20 protein-coding genes and 1 pseudogene are annotated in these 21,133 nt (G+C 67.1%); 15 read left to right on the forward strand and 6 right to left on the reverse strand.

Translation table 11 applies throughout. The features are described from left to right. Window position 1 precedes the first annotated feature (1 nt). A complete protein-coding gene (locus PHA8399_RS05315; protein ID WP_058285136.1) occupies window positions 2-952 on the reverse strand; it encodes an aspartate carbamoyltransferase catalytic subunit in 951 nt (316 codons plus the stop codon). Window positions 953-1,157: 205 nt separating this feature from the next. Here PHA8399_RS05315 and PHA8399_RS05320 point away from each other — a divergent pair, with 205 nt between their 5' ends. The 5 genes from PHA8399_RS05320 to PHA8399_RS05340 all read left to right on the forward strand — a co-directional run bounded on the left by PHA8399_RS05320 (window position 1,158) and on the right by PHA8399_RS05340 (window position 8,151). After that, window positions 1,158-1,922: a uracil-DNA glycosylase gene (locus PHA8399_RS05320; protein WP_058285137.1), complete on the forward strand. Its 765-nt coding sequence runs from the start codon at window positions 1,158-1,160 to the stop codon at window positions 1,920-1,922. 9 nt (window positions 1,923-1,931) lie between these two features. Continuing rightward, complete coding sequence (locus PHA8399_RS05325) at window positions 1,932-2,531, forward strand: metallophosphoesterase family protein (protein ID WP_058285138.1); 600 nt, start codon at window positions 1,932-1,934, stop codon at window positions 2,529-2,531. A 92-nt stretch (window positions 2,532-2,623) separates the two neighbouring features. Further along, window positions 2,624-3,166: a molybdenum cofactor biosynthesis protein B gene (gene moaB / locus PHA8399_RS05330; RefSeq protein ID WP_058285139.1), complete on the forward strand. Its 543-nt coding sequence runs from the start codon at window positions 2,624-2,626 to the stop codon at window positions 3,164-3,166. Between the two features lie 129 nt (window positions 3,167-3,295). Beyond that, entirely contained in the window at window positions 3,296-4,750 is a 1,455-nt protein-coding gene (locus tag PHA8399_RS05335; protein WP_058285140.1) for an efflux RND transporter periplasmic adaptor subunit, read from the forward strand. A gap of 5 nt (window positions 4,751-4,755) precedes the next feature. Then, window positions 4,756-8,151, forward strand: coding sequence for an efflux RND transporter permease subunit (locus PHA8399_RS05340; protein ID WP_058285141.1), 3,396 nt, complete (start codon window positions 4,756-4,758; stop codon window positions 8,149-8,151). Here the strand turns inward: PHA8399_RS05340 and PHA8399_RS05345 are convergent. Then, the gene (locus tag PHA8399_RS05345) at window positions 8,121-8,582 is read right to left on the reverse strand and encodes an NUDIX hydrolase (RefSeq protein WP_058285142.1); all 462 of its coding nucleotides are present in this window, start codon (window positions 8,580-8,582) and stop codon (window positions 8,121-8,123) included. The genes PHA8399_RS05340 and PHA8399_RS05345 overlap by 31 nt on opposite strands. Further along, window positions 8,579-9,400, reverse strand: a complete 822-nt coding sequence (locus tag PHA8399_RS05350) for a protein-disulfide reductase DsbD domain-containing protein (protein WP_244270155.1) — start codon at window positions 9,398-9,400, stop codon at window positions 8,579-8,581. The genes PHA8399_RS05345 and PHA8399_RS05350 overlap by 4 nt, the downstream gene beginning before the upstream one ends. A 179-nt stretch (window positions 9,401-9,579) precedes the next feature. Between PHA8399_RS05350 and PHA8399_RS05355 the strand changes: the two genes are divergently transcribed. Then, window positions 9,580-10,137 carry a YqgE/AlgH family protein gene (locus tag PHA8399_RS05355; protein ID WP_058285144.1) on the forward strand — a complete coding sequence of 186 codons (558 nt, stop codon included), beginning with the start codon at window positions 9,580-9,582 and terminating at the stop codon, window positions 10,135-10,137. 318 nt (window positions 10,138-10,455) lie between these two features. On the opposite strand, the gene PHA8399_RS05360 is transcribed toward PHA8399_RS05355, so the two are convergent. Beyond that, window positions 10,456-11,406: an L-threonylcarbamoyladenylate synthase gene (locus tag PHA8399_RS05360; protein WP_058285145.1), complete on the reverse strand. Its 951-nt coding sequence runs from the start codon at window positions 11,404-11,406 to the stop codon at window positions 10,456-10,458. 141 nt (window positions 11,407-11,547) lie between these two features. Here PHA8399_RS05360 and PHA8399_RS05365 point away from each other — a divergent pair, with 141 nt between their 5' ends. The 5 genes from PHA8399_RS05365 (at window position 11,548) to PHA8399_RS05385 (ending at window position 15,765) form a co-directional block, all read left to right on the forward strand. Then, window positions 11,548-13,251 carry an acyl-CoA dehydrogenase family protein gene (locus PHA8399_RS05365; protein ID WP_058285146.1) on the forward strand — a complete coding sequence of 568 codons (1,704 nt, stop codon included), beginning with the start codon at window positions 11,548-11,550 and terminating at the stop codon, window positions 13,249-13,251. Continuing rightward, complete coding sequence (locus PHA8399_RS05370; RefSeq protein WP_058285147.1) at window positions 13,235-14,302, forward strand: MBL fold metallo-hydrolase; 1,068 nt, start codon at window positions 13,235-13,237, stop codon at window positions 14,300-14,302. The genes PHA8399_RS05365 and PHA8399_RS05370 overlap by 17 nt, the downstream gene beginning before the upstream one ends. Window positions 14,303-14,350: 48 nt before the next feature. Then, window positions 14,351-14,803 carry a DUF6173 family protein gene (locus tag PHA8399_RS05375; protein WP_058285148.1) on the forward strand — a complete coding sequence of 151 codons (453 nt, stop codon included), beginning with the start codon at window positions 14,351-14,353 and terminating at the stop codon, window positions 14,801-14,803. Between the two features lie 183 nt (window positions 14,804-14,986). Then, window positions 14,987-15,121, forward strand: a complete 135-nt coding sequence (locus PHA8399_RS05380) for an aa3-type cytochrome c oxidase subunit IV (protein ID WP_008557812.1) — start codon at window positions 14,987-14,989, stop codon at window positions 15,119-15,121. Window positions 15,122-15,144: 23 nt separating this feature from the next. Beyond that, window positions 15,145-15,765: a hypothetical protein gene (locus tag PHA8399_RS05385; protein WP_058285149.1), complete on the forward strand. Its 621-nt coding sequence runs from the start codon at window positions 15,145-15,147 to the stop codon at window positions 15,763-15,765. Window positions 15,766-15,787: 22 nt separating this feature from the next. Here the strand turns inward: PHA8399_RS05385 and PHA8399_RS05390 are convergent, their stop codons facing one another. Next, entirely contained in the window at window positions 15,788-16,117 is a 330-nt protein-coding gene (locus tag PHA8399_RS05390) for an AzlD domain-containing protein (RefSeq protein ID WP_058285150.1), read from the reverse strand. After that, window positions 16,114-16,841 (reverse strand): annotated as a pseudogene (locus tag PHA8399_RS05395) (AzlC family ABC transporter permease). The gene PHA8399_RS05390 and the pseudogene PHA8399_RS05395 overlap by 4 nt, the downstream one beginning before the upstream one ends. A 64-nt stretch (window positions 16,842-16,905) precedes the next feature. Between PHA8399_RS05395 and PHA8399_RS05400 the strand changes: the two are divergent. The 4 genes from PHA8399_RS05400 to PHA8399_RS05415 are packed head-to-tail and all read left to right on the forward strand — an operon-like array spanning window position 16,906 to window position 21,070. Beyond that, window positions 16,906-17,781: a formate dehydrogenase accessory sulfurtransferase FdhD gene (locus PHA8399_RS05400; protein ID WP_244270156.1), complete on the forward strand. Its 876-nt coding sequence runs from the start codon at window positions 16,906-16,908 to the stop codon at window positions 17,779-17,781. A 27-nt stretch (window positions 17,782-17,808) separates the two neighbouring features. Further along, window positions 17,809-18,453: a molybdenum cofactor guanylyltransferase MobA gene (gene mobA / locus PHA8399_RS05405; RefSeq protein WP_058285152.1), complete on the forward strand. Its 645-nt coding sequence runs from the start codon at window positions 17,809-17,811 to the stop codon at window positions 18,451-18,453. After that, window positions 18,450-18,941, forward strand: coding sequence for a molybdopterin-guanine dinucleotide biosynthesis protein B (gene mobB, locus PHA8399_RS05410; RefSeq protein WP_058285153.1), 492 nt, complete (start codon window positions 18,450-18,452; stop codon window positions 18,939-18,941). Before mobA ends, mobB begins: the two co-directional genes overlap by 4 nt. Beyond that, entirely contained in the window at window positions 18,938-21,070 is a 2,133-nt protein-coding gene (locus PHA8399_RS05415) for a molybdopterin-binding protein (protein WP_058285154.1), read from the forward strand. Before mobB ends, PHA8399_RS05415 begins: the two co-directional genes overlap by 4 nt. The last annotated feature ends 63 nt before the right edge of the window (window positions 21,071-21,133 follow it).

A 21,133-nucleotide genomic window follows, 5' to 3' on the forward strand; every position in this document is an offset into this window, starting at 1 on the left:
CTCACCCTGCCTCCGCCTGGCGTTCGGCGCGCAGGTTGCGGGCCAGCAGGTCCATCGCCGCCATCCGCACTGCGACGCCCATTTCCACCTGCTCCTGGATGACCGAGCGGTTGATGTCGTCGGCGAGCGTGCCGTCAATCTCCACCCCGCGGTTCATCGGGCCGGGGTGCATGACAATGGCGTCGGGCTTGGCCAGCGCCAGTTTTTCGGCGTCGAGGCCATAGCGGTGGTAATACTCGCGCTCTGACGGGATAAAGCCGCCGTCCATCCGCTCCTTCTGCAGCCGCAGCATCATCACGACGTCGACGTCCTGCAGCCCTTCGCGCATGTCGTCATAGATTTCGGCGCCGAATTCGGCGAACTGGCCGGGCACCAGCGTCGGCGGGCCGATCAGGCGGATGCGGTTTTCCATCTTGCCGAGCAGGATCAGGTTGGACCGCGCCACACGGCTGTGGGCGATATCGCCGCAGATCGCAATGTTCAGCCTGTGCAGCCGGCCTTTGGAGCGGCGGATGGTCAGCGCATCCAGCAGCGCCTGGGTCGGGTGCTCATGCTTGCCGTCGCCCGCGTTCAGCACCGCGCAGTTCACCTTCTGCGCCAAGAGGTCCACGGCGCCGGAATGCGGGTGGCGAACAACCAGCAGATCCGGGTGCATCGCATTCAGCGTCATCGCGGTGTCGATCAGGGTCTCGCCCTTTTTGATCGACGACGCCTGCATCGCCATGTTCATCACATCGGCGCCCAGCCGCTTGCCCGCCAGCTCGAACGAGGCCTGGGTGCGGGTTGAGTTCTCGAAGAACATGTTGATCTGGGTGAGGCCCGCCAGCACGTCGGAGTGCTTCTCGGGACGGCGGTTCAGCGCCACATAGTCGTCGGCCAGGTCGAGGATCGCGGTGATCTCATGCGGTTTCAGCGGTTCGATGCCAAGCAAATGGCGGTGTTCGAAGGACATAGGGGGCGGCTCCGCTTGATTTGCAGGTTCTTATAGGCGGCGTGCGCGGTTGCGGCAAGGCGTTGCCGCGGGGCTGGCGGCGCGCAGGCGAGGGGCCGGCCCCTCGCGCTCCCCGGAGTATTTTCAGAAAGATGAATGGCTTGAATTTGCAGGGCAGGGCCGGTGAGGTGTTCCGCTTGCCGGCTGGGCGGAGTAGCTTGGGCGCATGGAATCGGCATTGGATTACTGGAGCGCCCGGGCGCTGTTGGAGTGGCAGGCGGAGCTTGGCGCCACCGAAGCGCTGTGCGACGCGCCGGTCGACCGCTATGCGCTGGAGCAGGCGGCCCCCAAGCCGAAGCCGGGCGCTGCCCCCGCGCCGCCGCCCAAGCCCAAGGAAGCGGATCCCGTGGAGGTGGCGCAGAAGGCCGCCAAGGGGGCTGCGTCGCTGCCCGCCTTGCGTGATGCGCTGGCGGGTTTCGATCATTGCGACCTGAAGCGCGGCGCGCGCAATCTGGTGTTTTCGGACGGCCGGCCGGGTGCCCGGGTGATGATCATCGGCGAGGCGCCGGGCCGGGACGAGGATTTGCAGGGCAAGCCGTTTGTGGGCCGGGCCGGGCAGCTTCTGGACAGGATGCTGGAGGCGATCGGCCTCAGTCGCGCCGAAAGCGTTTATATTACTAACGTGCTGCCCTGGCGGCCGCCGCAGAACCGCGACCCGCTGCCGGCAGAGATTGCCATGCTGACGCCTTTTCTGGAGCGGCATGTGGCGCTGGCGGAACCGGAAGTTCTGGTGCTGATGGGCAATATCAGCTGCCAGGCGGTGCTGGGCAAGCGCGGCATCACCCGGCTGCGCGGCAAATGGGACCAGGCCTGGAACAGGCCGGTGATCCCGATGTTCCATCCCGCCTATCTGCTGCGTCAGCCGGCGCAGAAACGGCTGGCCTGGGCAGACCTGCTGGAGCTCAAGGCGCGGCTGGGCAGTTTGTCCTGAGGTAAAGCGATGAAAATCCTGGCGTTCTCCGACCTGCATCTCTCGGCCTCCCATGCGGCGGATATCGTGGCGGCCAGCGCCGGTGCGGATCTGGTGATCGGCACCGGCGATTTCTGCAATTGCCGGCAGGGGCTGGACCGGGCAGTGGCGTTGCTGGCCGGTTTGCAGGCGCCGATGGTCGCGGTGCCCGGAAACGGCGAAAGCGCGGATGAGCTGCGGGCGGCGGGCTTGCCGGATACCACGGTGCTGCATGGGGAAGGCGGGGCGTTCGAAGGCCTGCGCCTGTTCGGGCTGGGCTACGGCGTGCCGGAAACGCCTTTTGGCAGCTGGTCCTGCGACCTGAGCGAGACGCAGGCGGCAGCGATGCTGGCGGCCTGTGCGCGCGCGGACATCCTGATCTGCCATTCCCCGCCCAAGGGGCTGGGAGATCTGACCTCCGGCGGGCAGTCTGTCGGCTCCACCGCCATCCGGGCCGCGGCGGAGCGGATCCGGCCGAAGCTGCTGCTCTGCGGCCATGTGCATGATTGCTGGGGCTTTCGCGGCACATTAGGCAAGACGCAGGTGGCCAATCTCGGCCCAAGCGTAAGCTGGTTCGAGGTGGCGCCATGAGTGCTGGTGCAGGTTTGCCGGCGTGCGCCCCGGCGGGAATTTTTGCAGCGCCGGCCATGACGCTGACGATTACGGAGAGGACGTGACAGGCAATGTCCCGGATTGACGAAAACATGGACTTCATCCCCGTCCGCATCGCGGTGCTGACGGTCTCGGACACCCGCAAGCTGGAGGATGACCGCTCCGGTCAGGTTCTGGTCGACCGGCTCGGCGAGGCGGGTCACGTGCTGGCTGCGCGCAAGATCATCCCCGACGAGCGGGCGGAGATCGCCGCGCAGTTGCGCGCCTGGGTGGCCGATCCGGAGGTGGATGTGGTGATCTCCACCGGCGGCACCGGCCTGACGGGCCGGGACGTGACGGTGGAAGCGCACCGCGACGTCTATGAGAAAGAGATCGAGGCCTTCGGCACCGTCTTTACCTGGGTCTCGATGCAGAAGATCGGCACCAGCGCGGTGCAGTCGCGCGCCACTGGCGGGGTCGCGGGGGGCACCTACCTGTTTGCGCTGCCCGGCAGCCCCGGCGCCTGCAAGGACGGCTGGGATGAAATCCTGTCAAAACAGCTCGATTACCGCCACCGGCCCTGCAATTTCGTGGAAATCATGCCCAGATTGGAGGAACATCTGCGCCGGAAGTAAGCGCGCGCGGCGTGTAACCTCGCAAACCCGTGCGGAAATTCATATATTTCCAAGCGGGCACAAGGCATTTTACGCTTTGGCAGGCCGCCTGCGCGGTCCCGGCAGCAGCCGCCACCGGAAGGGAGAAACATGCGCTTTTTGCGTCAGAGTGTGACAGGGGTTTTCCTGGCGGCGGTCACGGCGGCCCTGCTGCTTTATGCCGGGCAGCTGATCTTCGGCGCAATCGAGGCGCAGCTGAACGCGGAGAAGACAGCCCCTCCGGCGCGGGAGCGGATTTTCGCGGTCAATGTGGTGACGGCGGAGCTGCAGACAGTGGCACCGGAGCTGACTGCCTTTGGCCGGGTTGAGAGCCGCCGCGCACTGGAATTGCGCACCGCGGTCGGCGGCCGGGTGGTGCAGCTCTCTGAGGATTTCGAGGACGGCGGCACGGTCCGCGCGGGCGAGGTGCTGGTGCAGATTGATCCGGCGGATGCGCAGTCGGCGCTGGACCGGGCAGAGGCCGACATGATGGACGCCCGCGCCGAGGAGCGCGATGCAGGCCGCGCGCTGGTTCTGGCCGAGGATGAACTGCAAGCCACCCAGGATCAGGCGCAGCTGCGCGAACGCGCCTTTCAGCGGCAGGTGGATCTTGCCAGCCGGGGCGTCGGCACCGCGGCGGCGGTGGAAACGGCAGAACTGGCTTCGGTGCAGGCGCGCCAGGCGGTGATCTCGCGCCGTCAGGCGGTGAACCAGGCTGAGGCCCGCGCCGATCAGGCCGCAACCCGGGTTGCACGGGCGCAGATCGCGCTGGATGAGGCGCAGCGGGATCTGGGCGACACCACGATCAAGGCTCGCTTCGACGGCACCCTGCAATCGGTAAACCTGGTGCAGGGACGGCTGGTTTCGGCCAATGAGAAGCTCGCGGATCTGGTCGATCCGGACCTGCTGGAGGTGGCTTTCCGGGTCTCGACCGCGCAATACGCCCGGCTGCTGGACGCCGAAGGGCATCTGCTGCCAGCACCGGTGCGGGTGGCGCTGGATGCCGACGGGGCGGGGCTGAGCGCCGCCGGGCGGATCTCCCGCGCCAGCGGCGCGGCGGGCAACGGGCAGACCGGGCGGCTGGTCTACGCGCGCCTGGAGACCGCGCCGGGGTTCGAGCCCGGGGATTTTGTCACAGTCAAGGTAACTGAGCCCGAGGTCGCGGCGGTGGCCCGTGTGCCCGCCTCGGCGCTGGGGGCCGATGGCAAGGTGCTGGTGCTGGGCGAGGAGGGGCGGCTGGAGGCGCTGCCGGTGGAGCTGGTGCGCCGCCAGGGCGATGATGTGCTGATCCGCGGCGCCGGGCTGGAGGGCCGCGAAATCGTCACCGGCCGCACGCCGCTGCTGGGCGCTGGCATCAAGGTGCGCCCCTTGCGCCAGGGCGCCGGGGTGCAGGCGCTGCCCGAGCTGATCGAGCTGAGCGACGAGCGCCGCGCCCGGCTGGTGGCCTTTGTCGAGGGCAGCAGTGCAATGCCGTCTGAGATAAAGGCCAAGATGCTGCAGCAGTTGGCTGAGGCAAGGGTGCCGGCGCAACTGGTCACCCGTATTGAATCCCGGATGGGAGGCTGAGGGCCGTGGTCCGCAAGCTCCCCCGTCCGGCCCGCGGGCTGTTCAGTTACTTCGCCCGCCACCGCACCGCCGCAAACTTGCTCTTGGTGATCATGCTGGTGCTGGGGGCGGCGGCGATGCCCAATATGCGGGCGCAGTTCTTCCCGGATGTTATCGTCGAGCGGGTGACTGTCTCGGTTGAATGGGAGGGCGCCGGGCCGGAGGACGTGGACAACGCCATCGTCCAGGTGCTGGAGCCGGTGCTGCTGGCGGTCGACGGGGTGGAGAAGACGTCCTCCATTTCGCGCGAAGGGCTGGCAACGCTGACGCTGGAGTTCGAGCCGGGCTCCGACATGGGGCAGGCCACCGATGACGTGCAAAGCGCCGTGGACGGCATCACCTCGCTGCCGGAAGAGGCGGAGGAGCCGGAGGTGCGGCGCGGCGCCTGGCGCGACCGGGTCACAGATGTGGTGATCACCGGCCCGGTGGGGCCTGGCCAGCTTGGCCTCTTTGCGGATGAGCTGGTGGTGCGGCTGTTCGAGGCCGGTGTGACCCGCACCACCATCCGCGGGGTGGCGGCGCCGGAAACCATCGTCGAAGTGCCGACCGCCCAGCTAATCACCCATGACATCACCATGCGCGAGATCGCCGAAGCGATTGCCGCCGAGGTCGACGCGGATCCTGCAGGCGACGTGAGCGGCGCCAATGCCCGGGTACGCACCGGCAGCGAGAAACGCCAGCCGGATGAGCTGAAAGCCATCGTCCTGCGCACCAATCCCGACGGCTCCGTCCTGACCATTGATGATGTGGCCGCGGTGCGGGTCGAGGGGGTGGACCGCAACCGCTCTTATTTTGTCGGTGACCATCCGGCGATGTCGATCCGGGTCGACCGCTCTGACCAGGGCAATGCGATCCGCCTGCAGGGCCAGGTGCAGGACGTGGTCGCGGAAATGCAGGCCAGCTTGCCGCAAGGGGTCACAGCGCAGCTGATCCGCACCCGCGCTGAACACATCACCGACCGGCTGAACCTGCTGGTCGACAACGGGCTGATGGGGCTTGCGCTGGTGCTGTGCCTGCTGTTCCTGTTCCTCAACACCCGGATTGCCTTCTGGGTCGCGGTGGGGATACCGGCCTCGATGTTTGCCGCGGTGGCTCTGATGTATGCGGCCGGGATCACCCTCAATATGGTCAGCCTGTTCGGCCTGATCATCACCCTGGGCATCGTGGTGGATGATGCCATCGTGGTGGGGGAGCACGCCGATTTCCGGGTGCGCCGACTGGGCGAAAATCCGGTGCAGGCCGCCGAGAATGCCGCCCGGCGGATGGCGATGCCGGTCTTTGCGGCGACCCTGACAACGATCATTGCTTTCTTCGGGCTGACGCTGGTGGGCGGGCGGTTCGGCGAACTGATCCGCGACATCCCTTTCACCGTGATCGCGGTGCTGGCGGCCTCGCTGGTCGAATGCTTCCTGATCCTGCCCAACCACCTGGCCCATGCGCTGACCCATGCGCAGGCGCGGCACTGGTACGACTGGCCGAACCGGATGGTGAACCGCGGCTTCCGCTGGCTGCGCGACCATGCGTTCCGCCCGCTGATGGGGCTGGTCGTCACCGCGCGCTATGCGGTGCTGGCCGGGGCGTTGGCGATCTTGGCCAGCCAGGCGGCGCTGTTCATCAACGGCGATGTGCAATGGCGCTTTTTCAACGCGCCGGAGCGCGGTTCAATCACCGGCAATTTCGTCATGGCCGAGGGCGCCACCCGCGCCGATACCCTTGCGATGATGCGGGAGATGCAGCGCGCGACAGAGGCGCTGGGCGCCGAATACGCCGAACGCTACGGCCGCAACCCGCTGGATTTCGTGATGGCCGAGACCGGCGGCAATGCGGGCCGTGGCCTGTCGGGGGTTGAAGGCAAGGAAGCCGACCTGCTGGGCGGGATCTCGATCGAGCTGATCGACGCCGACCTGCGCCCCTATTCCAGCTTCGCCTTTGTGGCGGAACTGCAGGAACGGGTTGCGCGCCACCCGATGGTCGAGACGGTGTCCTTCCGCAGCTGGCGCTCCGGCCCGGGCGGCGATGCGCTGGACGTGCAGTTCGCGGGCGCCAGCGTGCAGACGCTCAAGACCGCTTCAGAGGACTTGAAAACTGCGCTGCTGCGCTTCCCCGAGGTGTCCGCGGTCGAGGACAACCTGGCCTACGACAAGGAGGAGGTGATCCTGGACCTCACCCCGCACGGCCAGGCTTTGAATTTCACCATCGGCAGCCTGGGCCGCGCGCTCAGGGCGCGGCTGAATGGGATTGAGGCAGCAACCTATCCCGACGGGCCGCGCAGCGCAGCGATCCGGGTGGAGCTGCCGCAAAATGAACTGACCGCTGATTTCTTGGAGCGCACCCTGATGCGGGCGCCCAGCGGGATCTACGTGCCGCTGGCCGATATCGTCTCGGTCACGCAGCGCACCGGGTTTTCCACCGTGCGCCGCGAGAACGGCATCCGGGTGATCAGCGTGACCGGCGACATCTCCGAGGACGATCCGGCCCGCGCCGAGGCGGTGATGCAGGCACTGCAGGAGGAGATCCTGCCGAAGATCGCCAGCGAGCGGCAGGTCGAATGGCGCCTGTCGGGGCTGGCGGAGCAGGAGCAGACTTTCTTGCAGGAAGCGGGTACCGGCCTGATCCTTTGCCTCACCGGGATTTACCTGGTGCTGGCCTGGATCTTTGCCAGCTGGACCCGGCCGCTGGTGGTGATGGCGATCATTCCCTTTGGCCTCGTCGGCACCATCTGGGGTCACTACATTTGGGAGGTGCCGCTGTCCATGTTCACGGTGGTGGGCCTGTTGGGGATGACCGGGATCATCATCAACGATTCCATCGTGCTGGTGACCACGATCGACCAGTATGCCAAAGACCGCGGGCTGATCCCGTCGATCATCGACGCGGCGGCGGACCGGCTGCGGCCGGTGATGCTGACGACGATGACCACGGTGCTGGGACTGGCGCCGCTGCTGTTCGAACGCGCGCAGCAGGCACAGTTCCTGAAGCCGACGGTGATCACCCTGGTCTACGGCCTGGGCTTTGGCATGTTCCTGGTGCTGCTGGTGGTGCCTGCCCTGGTGGCGATGCAGCGGGACCTGTCGCGGCCGATGACAGCGCTGCGCCGGGCCCTGCGGCGCGGGGCAGGGCGTTTGCGCTGGCTGGTGCTGGGCACCGCGCTGGCGCAGCTGGGCTGGCTGGTGCTGACGCTGGGCTGGGCGATGGCCACGGGGGCGTTGCATCCGCTGCTGCGGGCGGTGCCTGCGCTGGCGGCGATGGAGCCGGTGCGGGCCGGGCTGCTGGCCTGTCTGGCCGGGGCGCTGGTGCTGGCGCTGCTGGCCTATCTGGCTGGCGGCGCGGCCTACCGGTTCAGCGCCCGCCAGCGGGCCTGAGCCAGCCGGGCGACCTCGCCCACCTGATCCAGCAGCTGCAGGCCGCGGTTTTCGATCTCCGCGATGGGGATCCATTCCGCCTGTTCGGCATCATCATCCGGCAGCGGATCACCACTGGCGTGCGCGCACAGGACCACGGTCAGCAGGTACTGGCGCTCCACCCCGCCCGCCGCGGCGCGGACGATGACATCCACATTGGTGAGATATTCCAGCGGCCGGGCGGAGACACCGGTTTCCTCCATCAGTTCGCGCGCGGCGGCCTGGAGGGCGGTCTCGCCCATCTCCACATGGCCGCCGGGAAAGCCCCACCAGCCTGCGTTCGGCTCCTTGCCGCGCTGCACCAGGATCACGTGGTCCTGGCCATCGAAATGACGGCAGACCACGGCAATGGTGCCAAGCACCGGGCGCTGCGGGCTGTCAGCTGAGCTCATCCGGCGCTGCAGCCCTGAATGTCGACAGAGTGGTTCTGCCCCAGCACGGTGATCCGCAGTTTCGAGCGGTCAATGGCATAGGCGCTGTTGTCGGCAGGCAGAAACTCGGTTTCCGCCACCAGCAGCCCGCCCTCGCGGCGGGTGGTGGTTTCGCCGGCGTAAAGCTTGGGGTTGCCGGGCTCGATCACCGCGATCTCCTCGCCGCCGGCCGGGGGCATCGAGATGCGGGCGGTGACCTTCATGCCGTACTCAGACGGGCGCAGGCTGCAAGCCGCCTGGCGCACGCCAGCCTCCTTGGCCGACCAGGGGCGGCTCGCGAGCGCGGCGGCAATCGCCGGGTTGCGGCCCGCGCTTGCGTCCAACTGATGGTCGAATTTCAGCTCGGCCGGCACGCAGACATCCTTGCACACCCCCAGCTGCATCCGCCCCTTCAGCCGCACCGGCTTGCCCGGGGTCTCCGGCGTGATCTCCACCGGCAGCACCAGCTGATCGTGATAGCCGATGGTGCGGTAGCCAGAGGTCAGGAAGACTTCGGGGGCAGGCCAGGTGATCGACAGCGCGCCCACGTTGCGCGCGCCGCGCCAGGAAAAGCTGGGCGGGATACCGGCATCGCCGGGCGCACGCCAATAGGTTTTCCAGCCGGGCTGCAGCTTGACCCGCAGCGCGCCCATATAGGTGCCGCGCGGTGTCATGCCGCCGTCCAGCACCTCGATCTCCACGATGCCGCCTTCGGCGGCGCCCGACAGGGCCGGGGAGCCAGCGGCAAGGGCCAGAAGGGAGGCCGCGCAGGCAGCAGCTTTGGTCAGTGTCTTCCTCATGCACAAATACATGCGCCCGGCAGCGCGGTTTGCCAAGTCACGATCCGGTCATGCGCCGCTCATCACCCTGTGTTTGCGGCAAATTTGCCGGAGGCTTCACCGCCCTGCGCGTTTGCGCCCCTTGCGTGCCGGGCGGCTGCGCGTCATGGTGGGGACAGGCAGCAGAAAGATGGAAATTCATGGATCTGACCGGCAAGCTCTTGATTGCAATGCCTGGAATTGGCGACCCGAGGTTCGAGCACGCAGTGGTATTCCTCTGTTCGCACGGCGAAGAGGGGGCGATGGGGCTTATCGTCAACAAGCCCGCCGACGGCGTGGCGCTGGGCGATCTGCTGGAACAGCTGGACATGGGCGGCGAAGGCAGCGCCGCGGCAGAATTGCCGGTGCGCTTTGGCGGCCCGGTGGAGACACAGCGCGGCTTCGTGCTGCACACGCCGGACTACGAATCGGATGTCAGCTCGCTGAAGGTGCCGGGCGGCTTTTCGATGACTGCGACGCTGGACATCCTGGAAGATATTGCCGGCGGCAAGGGGCCGAAGGACCTGCTGGTGCTGCTGGGCTATGCCGGCTGGGGGCCGGGGCAGCTGGAGTCGGAGATTGCGTTGAACGGCTGGCTGACGGCAGAGGCGAGCCCTGAACTGGTCTTCAGCCTGTCCGATGACAGCAAATGGGAAGCCGCGCTGAAGACGCTGGGCGTCGATCCCTTGACCTTGTCGGCCAGCGCGGGCCACGCCTGAGGCGCGGCCGCAGGGGCGTTGTGCTTCAGGGCAGGGGGTGCTCCCGCCCTTTGTTCCAATCATCAAAGATGACCGGAAAAAGGTTGGGCCCAGCGCCGTGCTGGCGCACGGCGCCGGGGTGCGCAGCGGCTGGCGTCCCGGAGCCTTAAGGACGGTTTCCAATTTCAATTGGCGGCCGGCCTTCCAGCCCATGAGGCAACGCTTGGACAGGCCGCAACGCGCGCCGCGCTTGCGCGGCGCTTGGCCCAACGCTTTGCGGCCCATCTGTGATGGGCCTCAAAGGGGCGGGAGCCCCGCGTGGGGCTGCAAACCCGCCGTTCAATCCCGCGGCGCGGCGGCGCGGCGGAGGCGGTCGTTGATGGCCTCGCCCAGCCCGTGCTCCGGGATTGGCGCCACGGCGATCGGCTTGCCGAGCGCGTCCAGGCGGTGCAGGTGGCCGAACAGATTGGCCGCCGCCTCAGCCAGGTCGCCGCGCTCGGACAGGTTCAGGTCGCACGCGCCGGGGCCGAAGCCGAGGTAAAGCTCGCCCTCGGCAGGCGCGGCGGCATCAAGGCGGACAGGCGCGCCGGGGGCGTAGTGCGACAGCAGCTGGCCGGGCGCGGTCATCGGATCACGCACATCGCGCACCGCCAGCTTGCGGCCCAGCACCGCCTCGATCTCCTCCGCCGCCAATCCGCCGGGGCGCAGCAGCACCGGCTCCGGCCCCGCCAGGCCGATAATCGTCGACTCCAGCCCGACCCCGCAGGCGCCGTCGTCCAGAATGGCAGCGATGCGCCCGTCCAGACCGGCCTTCACATGCGCCGCAGTGGTCGGGCTGATCTTGCCGGAGGGGTTGGCCGAGGGCGCCGCCACCGGGCCGTCCAGCGCCCTGAGCAGCGCCTGGGCCGCGGGATGGGCAGGCACGCGCACGCCCAAAGTGTCCAGCCCGGCCGTCACCAGCGGCGAGATGCCGTGGCCCGCGCGCAGCGGCAGCACCAGGGTCAGCGGGCCGGGCCAGAAGGCCTGCGCCAGCGTCTCCGCCATGCCGTTCCACTCCACATAGCGCTGCGCGGCCTCCGCCGAATGCACATGCGCAATCAGCGGGTTGAAGGACGGCCGCCCCTTGGCCTCATAGATCGCTGCCACCGCTTCGCCCTGGCGGGCATCGGCGCCAAGCCCATAGACCGTTTCGGTCGGGAAGGAGACCAGCTTGCCCTCCCGCAAAAGCTGGGCGGCACGGGCGATGCCCGCTTCCGTTGCGGCAAGGATTTCGGTGCTGTGCTGGGGCATTCCGGGTGACGCGGCGTTTTGGTTGATTGAAACAGGCGTGCGATTAGGTAATCGGTCAAGCCACTGACCATAATAGGCCCGTGCCGGGAAGCCAAGGCTGCCCGCGCCAGGACGCCCCCGAAACACCGCTAAAGGACGCCCATGACCTTCCGTGCCCCCGTTTCCGAGTACGAGTTTCTGCTGAACAACGTAACCGGTTATAACGAAATCGCCGCCACCGACCGCTTTGCCGAGGCCCCTTCGGATGTCGTGAGCGCCATCCTGAACGAGGCGGGCAAGATGTGCGACGAGGTGCTGGCACCGCTGCAGCGCAACGGCGACCTGACGCCCGCTTACTTGGAGAACGGCGTGCTGCGGACCTCCCCGGGGTTTGCTGACGGCTTCAAGGCCATCGCCGAAGGCGGCTGGATCGGAATGAGCGCGCCGGAAGAGCACGGCGGCATGGGGCTGCCGCTGACGGTCGCCACCGCGGTGAACGAAATGATGGCCGGCGCCTGCCTGTCGCTGCAGCTGGCCCCGTTGATGAGCCAGGGCCAGATCGAGGCGCTGGAGCATCACGCCTCCGACGCGATCAAGGAACTGTACCTGCCCAAGCTGATTTCCGGCGAATGGTCCGGCACCATGAACCTGACCGAGCCGCAGGCTGGCTCCGACGTGGGCGCGCTCAGCTCCAAGGCAGAGCCGAACGGCGATGGCACCTATGCGGTCACCGGCCAGAAGATTTATATCTCCTGGGGCGACAATGATTTCTGCGAAAACGTCTGCCACCTGGTGCTGGCGCGGCTGCCGGACGGGGCACCGGGCACCAAGGGGATCTCGCTGTTCCTGGTGCCGAAATTCCTGCCGGACGCTGATGGCAACCCGGGCAAGGCCAACGGCCTGAAGGTCGTCAGCCTGGAGCACAAGATGGGCCTGCACGGCTCCCCCACCTGCGTGATGCAGTATGACGGCGCCACCGGCTGGCTGGTCGGGAAGGAGCATGGCGGCATGGCGGCCATGTTCACCATGATGAACAACGCGCGCCTCGGCGTCGGCGGGCAGGGTGTTGGCGCCGGTGAGGGTGCCTATCAGCACGCGCTGGCCTATGCGCTGGAGCGCAAGCAGGGCAAGACCGCCAGCGGTTTCATCGCTGACCACGCCGACGTGCGCCGGATGCTGATGGAGATGAAGGCGGACCTGTTCGCCTCCCGCGCGATCCTTCTGGCCTGTGCCCAGGCGATCGACCTGCAGACCGCAACCGGCGAAAAGGATTGGGCCGCCCGCGCTGCGTTCCTGACCCCGATTGCCAAGGCCTTTGGCACCGACACCGGTATCCGGGTTTCGGAAACCGGCGTGCAGGTGCATGGCGGCATGGGCTTTATCGAAGAGACCGGTGCCGCGCAGTATTACCGTGACGTGCGGGTAACGGCGATCTACGAAGGCACCAACGGCATCCAGTCGATGGACCTGGTGGCGCGCAAGATGATGGACGGCGGCGAGACCGCCTTTGCCCTCATCGACGAGATCGAGGAACAGGCCGAGCGCGCCCGCGCCACCCATCCCAACATGGCGGAATCAGTCTGGCAGGCCTGCGAATCCCTGCGTGAGGCCACCGAGTGGCTGGTGGCGCAAGAGGACATGCAGGACCGCTTTGCAGGCTCCGTGCCGTATCTGCGGGCCTTTGCCCGGGTGCTGGGCGGCCATTACCACCTGGCCGCGGCGATGGCGGACCAGGGCGGTGCGCGCGAGAAACTGGCCCGCTTCTACATCACCCGGATGCTGCCGGAACATGCCTCGCTTCTGGCGCACGCTCAGGCGGGGGCCGCGGGCACCTTTGCCCTCAGCCTTGATGAGCTGGCAGGCTGACGCCGTGACCGACATCCCCGACGTTTCGCCCCGCACTCCGTGGCAGGAGCCGCCCGCGCAGGGCGAAGCGATCGAGGTGGCCGAGGGCGTCCTGTGGATGCGCCAGCCGCTGCCGATGAAGCTGGACCACGTCAACATCTACGCGCTGGATGACGGCGACGGCTGGACGGTGATCGACACCGGCTTCAACACCCGCAAAGGCCGCGCGATCTGGGACAGCCTGATGGCTGGCCCCTTGCAGGGCAAGCCGGTGCGGCGCGTCGTCGGCACCCACCACCATCCCGACCACATCGGACTGGCCGGCTGGTTTCAAAGCGCACATGGGGCTGAGCTGGTCACCACCCGCACCGCCTGGCTGTTTGCCCGGATGCTGACGCTGGACGTGCAGGAGGTCTGGCCGGAAGAGACCCTGGCCTATTACCGCAGCGCGGGCATGGCGCCGGAATTTTATCAAAAGCGGGTCAATGACCGGCCCTTCAACTTTGCCGACACTGTGCACCCGATGCCGCTGGGGTTCACCCGGATCAAGCAGGACGACGTGATCCGCATGGGCGGGCGCGACTGGGATGTGCACATCGGTAACGGTCACGCGCCGGAGCACGCAACCTTCTGGAGCCGCGATGACAATCTAGTGATCTCCGGCGATCAGATCCTGTCGACCATCAGCCCCAATATCGGCGTCTACGCAACCGAGCCGATGGCGGACCCGCTGGGCGAATGGCTGGAGTCCTGCGAGCGGCTGTCGAAGCTGGCGCGCCCCGATCACCTCGCCCTGGGCGGCCACAAGCTGCCGTTCACCCGTCTGCCGCTTCGGATGCAGCAGCTGATCGGCAACCACCACGGCGCGCTGGACCGGCTGATGGACCACCTGTCAGAGCCGCGCACGGCCGCAGATTGCTTTGCCCCCCTGTTCAAGCGCACAATCGGCGAAGGCGAGTATGGCCTTGCACTGGTGGAGGCGGTGGCCCATGTAAACCATCTGTACCATACCGGTCAGGTGACGCGCTGGGTGCGCGAAGACGGCGCCTGGCTCTACCAGCGCCAGGGGTGAGGCACCCCGGACAAGCAAGGGGTGACGCACCCCGGACAAGGGGGAACCATGAACGACGAGATTTCAACCAGCGCCGAGGCAGCGGAAGCGGCGGTGTTGCCGTGCGTGCATGAAGTTCACTCCGATCCCGATGCCTGCGCCGGGCTGACCGAGGTGCCCGAGAAACTGCAGAAACCCGATGCCTCCAAAAGCCCCGCCCGCTGGGCATATGAGCGCCTGATACTCTATATCCAGAACTTCGAGAAACAGCTGGATGCTGAACACGAGGTGGCGATGGGCTTTGCCGGCGGCAATGCCGGGGTGCTGCGGATCGAGGGCATGGGCTATTTCGATCCCGACATCATCACCTTCTACGGCAGCGAGGGCAGCGGCTCCCGGACCCAGCTGGTGCAGCATGTCAGCCAGCTGAACGTGATGCTGCGCGCGGTGCCCAAGGCGCGCCAGGAGGCCCCCGCCAACCGGATCGGCTTCCGCCTGGCCTCCGACCTGCAGCAGGACTGAGGCCCGCGCCCCGGCGCCGATTCGGCGCCGCAACCGGACGCAGCGCAGCAGCGGCCCGGATTGCCGCTGCGGCATCGGGATTCGCGTCTCATTTCTGTCAGATGCGCCCGATTGACGTGGTGACAGAGCGGCGCAAATCCAGTAATCACCGGAAAAATGCACGTGAATTGAGGGAAAACTCACATGGCTGAACATCAGCACGGCACCATGGATACCACCGTTCAGGAAAAGACCTATTCCGGTTTCCTGACCTTCGTGACCCGCTTCAGCATTGCGCTGGTCATCTTTGCCATTTTCCTGGCGGTCTTCGCGTCCTGATTTATTGAACGGGGATTGCTTCGATGCGCAATCTGCTCTGCCTTGGCGCGGTCCTGGCCGCGCTCGCGGGTTGCGCTGCGCCGCAGCAGCCCAACGCGGATGCTGAAACCCTGGCCCGGGTGGCCTACCGCCACCCCGGACCGCCCGCGCTCACCCTCTACACGATGATCAACAACCGCACCGGGCGGGGCGGCCACACGTCGCTGATGATCAACGCCTCTGAACGGGTGATTTTCGATCCTGCAGGGTCTTTCTATGCCTCCGTGGTGCCGGAACGGGACGATGTCATCCACGGCATCACGCCCGCTGTCGAGAAGGCCTACCGCGGCGCCCACGCCCGCAGCACCTATCACGTTGTCATCCAGCGCATCGAGGTTACACCGGAGCAGGCGGAGAAAGCCTACCGGCTTGCCCTAAGCAACGGCCGGGTTCCGGGGGCATTCTGCGCGCAGGCGACGATTGGCATTCTGCAGCAGGTTCCGGGGTTCGAAAGCCTGGACCGCACCTTCTATCCGGAAAAACTGGCAGAGCAGTTCGGCCAGCTGCCGGGGGTGGTGACAGAGCGCTATTACGAAAACGACAGCGGCGATTTGCAGGCGGGCCTCGCCAAAAGCAACGCCACGCTCAGCGCCGCTTCAGAGTGATCGTGCTGCCAGGCGCGCAGCGCTAGGCGGCAAGATACAACAGCAGCAGCGACAGCCCGCCGGTGCCCAGGGCAAACAGCACGTTTCTGGTCAGATAGCCCGCGGCAAAGGTCGCGGCCGCGGCGGCAAAGTGGATCAGGCTCGGCTCTCCCCCGGCGGGGGCGGGCCAGACCACCAGCGGCGCCACCAGCGCCGGAATGATCGCCACTGCCGTATAGCGCAGATGCCGCATCAGCCATTCCGGGATCGCGCGCCCGCCCATGAAGCCGATGAAGGCGAACCGCAGGGCGTAGCTGCCAAGCGCCAGCCCGATGATCACGGTCCACAGGATGGGGGCGGGGATACTGCTCATTTCGCGGCCTCCGATTTTGCCTTTTGCCGCTCCAGCCACAGCTCCGCCTGCGCCCCGGCCACCATGCCTGCAATACCCGCAACGATCAGCCCAGATTATAGGGCAGCGCAGCCGCGGGCAGCGAGGCCGCAACGGCCACGAAACAGGCGGCGATATGGGCCGGCGTGCGCAGCATCGGTCCGATCATCGCCAGAAACGCCAGCGGCAGCACGAAATCCACGCCCCAGCTCTCCGGAATGCGGGTGCCGACCAGCGCGCCAAGCGCCGTGGCAATCACCCAGGCCGGCGCCACGATGCCATTGGTGCCAAAGAAATAGGCCACCCGCTGCGCCAGCGGCATCTCCGGCTCGGTCTCGAATTGCACGATCGACAGCGCATAGGACTGGTCCACCACGAAATAGGCGGCCAGTGCCCGTTGCCACATCGGCGCATCGCCCAGATATGGCGTCAGCGAGGCCGAATACATCGCCATCCGCAGGTTCACCGCCAGCGCCGAGATCAGGATGATGATCAGAGGCGCGTTCTCCTGCATCAGCTGCAGCGCGGTGAACTGGGCAGCGCCCGCAAAGACCGCCAGCGAGAAGGCAAAGGCCTCCGGCACGATCAGCCCGGCCTCTGCCGCCAGCACTCCGAACAGAAAGCCGAAGGGCGAGGCCATGAAAATGAAGGGCGCGCTGTCGCGAAACCCCTTCCAGAAGGCCGATTTGGTGGTGGTGATTGCCATCTGCGCGTCCTAGATTGCGTTGAACCGCCCTAAGGCGGACGCAGAAGGAATGCAATTGGTGAGCATGGATATCACGTCAGAATATCTGATCGCCCCCGGCGTCGCAGACCCGCGGCTCACCCGCGCTGTCACTGGCACCGACCAAAATGGCGACGCGGCTGAGATCGCCGTGGTCGAGGAGCGCCCGCTGACCATCTTCTTGAACTCACAGGAAATCGTCACCGCGATGACCATCGGCGACTACCCCGAATACCTGGCGCTCGGCTTCCTGCGCAATCAGCGAATGCTGCAGGATGAGGACGAGGTGACCCGCGTCGACTACGACGAGGACCTGGAAACCGTCGTGGTCCGCACCGCGGTGGAAACCAGCCACGAGGAGAAGCTGAAGAAGAAGACCCGCACCTCCGGCTGCGCGGTCGGCACCGTCTTCGGCGACATGATGGAGGGGCTGGAGGACGTGCGCCTGCCCGAGGCGGAGGTCCGCACCTCCTGGCTCTATACGCTGGCCCACAAGATCAACCGCACACCCTCGCTGTATCTGGAGGCCGGCGCCATCCACGGCACCGTGCTCTGCCGCCAGGACCGTCCGCTGGTCTATATGGAAGACGTCGGCCGCCATAACGCAGTGGACAAGATCGCCGGCTGGATGCTGTCGGAGCAGGCGGAGGCCGCGGACAAGATCCTTTATACCACCGGCAGGCTCACCTCGGAGATGGTGATCAAGACGGCAATGATGGGCATTCCGGTGCTTGCGTCCCGTTCGGGCTTCACCGCCTGGGGCGTGGAGATCGCCTGCGAGGTCGGCCTCACCCTGATCGGCCGGATGCGCGGCCAGCGGTTCATCTGCTTGTCCGGTGAGGAACGGCTGGTGCGGGACATGGACCCCAAGGACGCGCCGGTGGAAGAGAAGAAGCACCGGCGCAAGGGTGCGGACGGGTAACCGGAGTCTGGCTCTGGAGGAGAACAAATGGCAGAACAAAAGCCTTTGGGCGTAATCCTCGCAGGCGGTCTCGCCACCCGGATGGGCGGAGGCGACAAGGGGCGGCTGCAGGTCGGCGGCCAGAGCCTCCTGTCCCGCGTGGTGGACCGGCTGGCACCGCAGGTCGCGGGGCTCGCGCTCAACGCCAATGGCGATCCGGAACGGTTCTCCGATCTGGGCCTGCCGGTCATCGCCGATACGATCGAGGGCTTTGCCGGCCCGCTGGCGGGCGTTCTGGCCGGGCTCGACTGGGCGGCAGGGCAGGGGGTGGGCACCATTGTGACCGCCGCCGCCGACACGCCGTTCTTCCCGCTGGACCTGGTGGCGCGGCTGACCGCAGCGGCGGAGGGTATGGAGCACCCTCTGGTCCTCGCCACCACCCCGCGCACCGGCGTTGAGGCGCTGAAATCCGGCGGGCGGAGCAAAGTGAACCGGCACCCGGCCTTTGGCCTCTGGCCTGTCGCTCTGCGCGACGACCTGCGCGCCGCATTGAACGGCGGGCTGCGCAAGGTGGTGCTGTGGACCGACCAGCACGGCGGCCGCGAGGCGTTGTTCGAGGCCGATCCCTTCGACCCCTTCTTCAACATCAACACGCCAGAGGACCTGGCCCGCGCCGAGGCGCTCTTGAAGTGAAGATCTATGGCGTCACCGGCTGGAAGAACAACGGCAAGACCGGGTTGATGGAGCGGCTGGTGGCGGAGTTCTGCGCCCGCGGATACACCGTCTCCACCATCAAGCACGCCCATCACGCAACGGATGTGGACCAGCCCGGCACCGACAGCCACCGCCACCGCCAGGCCGGCGCGTCGGAGGTCGTGCTGGCCTCAGCCGGGCGCGTGGCCATCATGCAGGAGTTGCGCGGCGCAGCAGAACCGCCGCTGGCGGAGCTGCTGGCCCGTCTCCTCCCGGTCGACCTGGTGCTGGTGGAGGGCTACAAACGCGAACCGCACCCAAAGATCGAGGCCTACCGGCAGTCCGCCGGCACCGAATTGATTGCCCCGCAGGATCCCAGCATCCGGGCCGTTGCCAGCGACACGGCGCTAGAGCTGGACCGCCCTGTCTTCGATCTGGACGGCACCTCCGCGATAGCTGATTTCATTCAGTCGGAATTGGACCTGTGAGCGTTTTCGACACCGTTCTGGCCGTCGACTGGTCTGCCGCCAAGCGTAAACCGCCGCGGGAAAGCAAGGACGCGATCTGGCTCGGCGTGGCACGCGGCGGCACTGCGGAACAGCAAATCTACTGCCGCAGCCGGCAGGAGGCGGAAGCTTGGATCAGCAGCTTCCTGGAGCAAGAGCAGGCCGCGCGGCGGCGGGTGCTGGCAGCCTTTGACTTTCCCTTCGGCTATCCGCGCGGCTTCGCGCGCCGGATCACCGGGTCGGATGACCCCTTCGCCCTCTGGCACTGGCTGGAAGAGCGCATAGAAGATGCTGAGGACGGCAGCAACAACCGGTTTGACGTCGCTTCCGAGATGAACCGGCTGTTTGCCGGCACCGGCCCGTTCTGGGGCAAACCGGACCAGACGCGCTGGCCGGATATTCCCTACCGCAAGGCCGGTATCGCATACAAAGACGTTCCGGAACGGCGCCGCGCGGATCTGGCAGCCAAGGCGGCCTCCTCCTGCTTTCAGCTGTTCTTCAATCCGACGGTTGGCAGCCAGGTCCTGATGGGGCTGCCGGTCCTGCAGCGGCTGCGTCTCCGGCACAAGGCGGCTGTCTGGCCTTTCGAAAACATTGCGGCCGCGCAAATTGTGTTCGCGGAAATTTGGCCAGGTTTGATCGAGCCGGCCGTCAAGGCTGCCATGGCTGTTGCCGGCCGGGAAGAAATACGCGACCGGGTGCAGATGCGGCTGTTGTCGCAAGCGCTCAGCCGCCTGCCGGCGGAAGAGCTAAGTGAAATGCTGGCCGCAGTGCCTGAGGAAGCGCAAGAGGAGGCTTGGATTTTGGGCACGGGACACGATGACCGCTTGAACGCGCTGGCCCGGGATGAGCCGGGCGGGCTGACACCGCCGCCGCTCAGCAACGACTGTTTTGCCTTGCCTGCGGGGGTGGACTGGACTCCGGTGGATGATGCGCTGGCCCTGCTCCGGGACAGGCTGGGGCCGGTTACCGGCGCTGAAACCGTGCCGCTGGCAGACGCCCTGGGCCGGGTGCTGGCAGAGGATGCGGCGGCCAAACGCGCCAACCCGCCGCTGCCGAATACGGCGGTGGACGGCTACGGCTTTGCCGGCGGCAGGGCAGAGGGGCCGCATGAGCTGCCGCTGGTGCCGGGGCGCGCAGCCGCCGGCGTGCCGTTTGACGGCACGGTCCCCGAAGGCAGCGCCATCCGCGTACTGACCGGCGCCGCGCTGCCCGATGGCGTGGATACCGTGATCCTGGAGGAAGACGTCAACACCGACGGCACCCGGATCGCCTTCAACGGCCCGCTGAAACAGGGGGCGAACACCCGCAAGGCGGGCGAGGACGTCTGCGCGGGCGAACGCATCCTGCCCGCAGGCCGGGTCATCACCCCGGCCGATCTGGCCCTGGCCTCCGCCACCGGGCTGGCGCAGCTGACGGTGCGGCTGCCGCTGCGGGTGGGCGTGCTCTCCACCGGCGACGAGCTGGTCGAGGCGGGTGAAACCGCAGGCAAGGGGCAGATCTTCGACGCCAACCGCCCGATGCTGCTAGCGCTGATCCGCCAGCTGGGCTTTGTGCCGGTGGATCTGGGCAAAGCCGCAGATGACCGCGAGGCGCTGCGGGCGCATCTGGACGGCGCCGCGGCGCAAACCGATGTGATCCTGACATCAGGCGGCGCGTCGGCGGGGGATGAGGATCATATGTCGGCGCTCTTGCGCGAGGCGGGCGCGCTGCAGGAATGGCGCATCGCGCTGAAACCCGGGCGCCCGCTGGCGCTGGGCATGTGGCAGGGCACACCGGTGTTCGGGCTGCCGGGCAATCCGGTGGCGGCGCTGGTCTGCACGCTGATCTTTGCCCGGCCCGCCATGGGGCTGATGGCAGGCGCCGGCTGGCAGGAGCCGCAGGCGTTTGAAGTCCCGGCCGGTTTTGAAAAGCGCAAGAAACCGGGCCGCCGCGAATACCTGCGGGCGCGCGTGCGGGACGGGCGGGCCGAGGTGTTCAAATCCGAAGGCTCCGGCCGCATCAGCGGCCTCAGCTGGGCGGAAGGGCTGGTGGAGCTTGGCGACAGCGCCGCGGAGATCAAGCCCGGCGATCCGGTCCGCTTCCTCCCCTACGGCAGCTTTTCGATGTGAACGGAGCCCTCCCGCCCGCGGCCTGGCGCATCAAAGATGCTTGCCCGCCGTTGGGCCCGGCGC

This window comes from Leisingera aquaemixtae (genome assembly GCF_001458395.1).
Classification (GTDB): domain Bacteria; phylum Pseudomonadota; class Alphaproteobacteria; order Rhodobacterales; family Rhodobacteraceae; genus Leisingera; species Leisingera aquaemixtae.

Excerpts from the sequence above, each read along its gene's own strand:
- PHA8399_RS05315 (WP_058285136.1), bottom strand. The coding sequence starts at position 952 with ATGTCCTTCGAACACCGCCATTTGCTTGGCATCGAACCGCTGAAACCG.
- PHA8399_RS05320 (WP_058285137.1), top strand. The coding sequence starts at position 1,158 with ATGGAATCGGCATTGGATTACTGGAGCGCCCGGGCGCTGTTGGAGTGG.
- PHA8399_RS05325 (WP_058285138.1), top strand. The coding sequence starts at position 1,932 with ATGAAAATCCTGGCGTTCTCCGACCTGCATCTCTCGGCCTCCCATGCG.
- moaB (WP_058285139.1), top strand. The coding sequence starts at position 2,624 with ATGTCCCGGATTGACGAAAACATGGACTTCATCCCCGTCCGCATCGCG.
- PHA8399_RS05335 (WP_058285140.1), top strand. The coding sequence starts at position 3,296 with ATGCGCTTTTTGCGTCAGAGTGTGACAGGGGTTTTCCTGGCGGCGGTC.
- PHA8399_RS05345 (WP_058285142.1), bottom strand. The coding sequence starts at position 8,582 with ATGAGCTCAGCTGACAGCCCGCAGCGCCCGGTGCTTGGCACCATTGCC.
- PHA8399_RS05350 (WP_244270155.1), bottom strand. The coding sequence starts at position 9,400 with ATGAGGAAGACACTGACCAAAGCTGCTGCCTGCGCGGCCTCCCTTCTG.
- PHA8399_RS05355 (WP_058285144.1), top strand. The coding sequence starts at position 9,580 with ATGGATCTGACCGGCAAGCTCTTGATTGCAATGCCTGGAATTGGCGAC.
- PHA8399_RS05360 (WP_058285145.1), bottom strand. The coding sequence starts at position 11,406 with ATGCCCCAGCACAGCACCGAAATCCTTGCCGCAACGGAAGCGGGCATC.
- PHA8399_RS05365 (WP_058285146.1), top strand. The coding sequence starts at position 11,548 with ATGACCTTCCGTGCCCCCGTTTCCGAGTACGAGTTTCTGCTGAACAAC.
- PHA8399_RS05370 (WP_058285147.1), top strand. The coding sequence starts at position 13,235 with ATGAGCTGGCAGGCTGACGCCGTGACCGACATCCCCGACGTTTCGCCC.
- PHA8399_RS05375 (WP_058285148.1), top strand. The coding sequence starts at position 14,351 with ATGAACGACGAGATTTCAACCAGCGCCGAGGCAGCGGAAGCGGCGGTG.
- PHA8399_RS05380 (WP_008557812.1), top strand. The coding sequence starts at position 14,987 with ATGGCTGAACATCAGCACGGCACCATGGATACCACCGTTCAGGAAAAG.
- PHA8399_RS05385 (WP_058285149.1), top strand. The coding sequence starts at position 15,145 with ATGCGCAATCTGCTCTGCCTTGGCGCGGTCCTGGCCGCGCTCGCGGGT.
- PHA8399_RS05390 (WP_058285150.1), bottom strand. The coding sequence starts at position 16,117 with ATGAGCAGTATCCCCGCCCCCATCCTGTGGACCGTGATCATCGGGCTG.
- PHA8399_RS05400 (WP_244270156.1), top strand. The coding sequence starts at position 16,906 with ATGGATATCACGTCAGAATATCTGATCGCCCCCGGCGTCGCAGACCCG.
- mobA (WP_058285152.1), top strand. The coding sequence starts at position 17,809 with ATGGCAGAACAAAAGCCTTTGGGCGTAATCCTCGCAGGCGGTCTCGCC.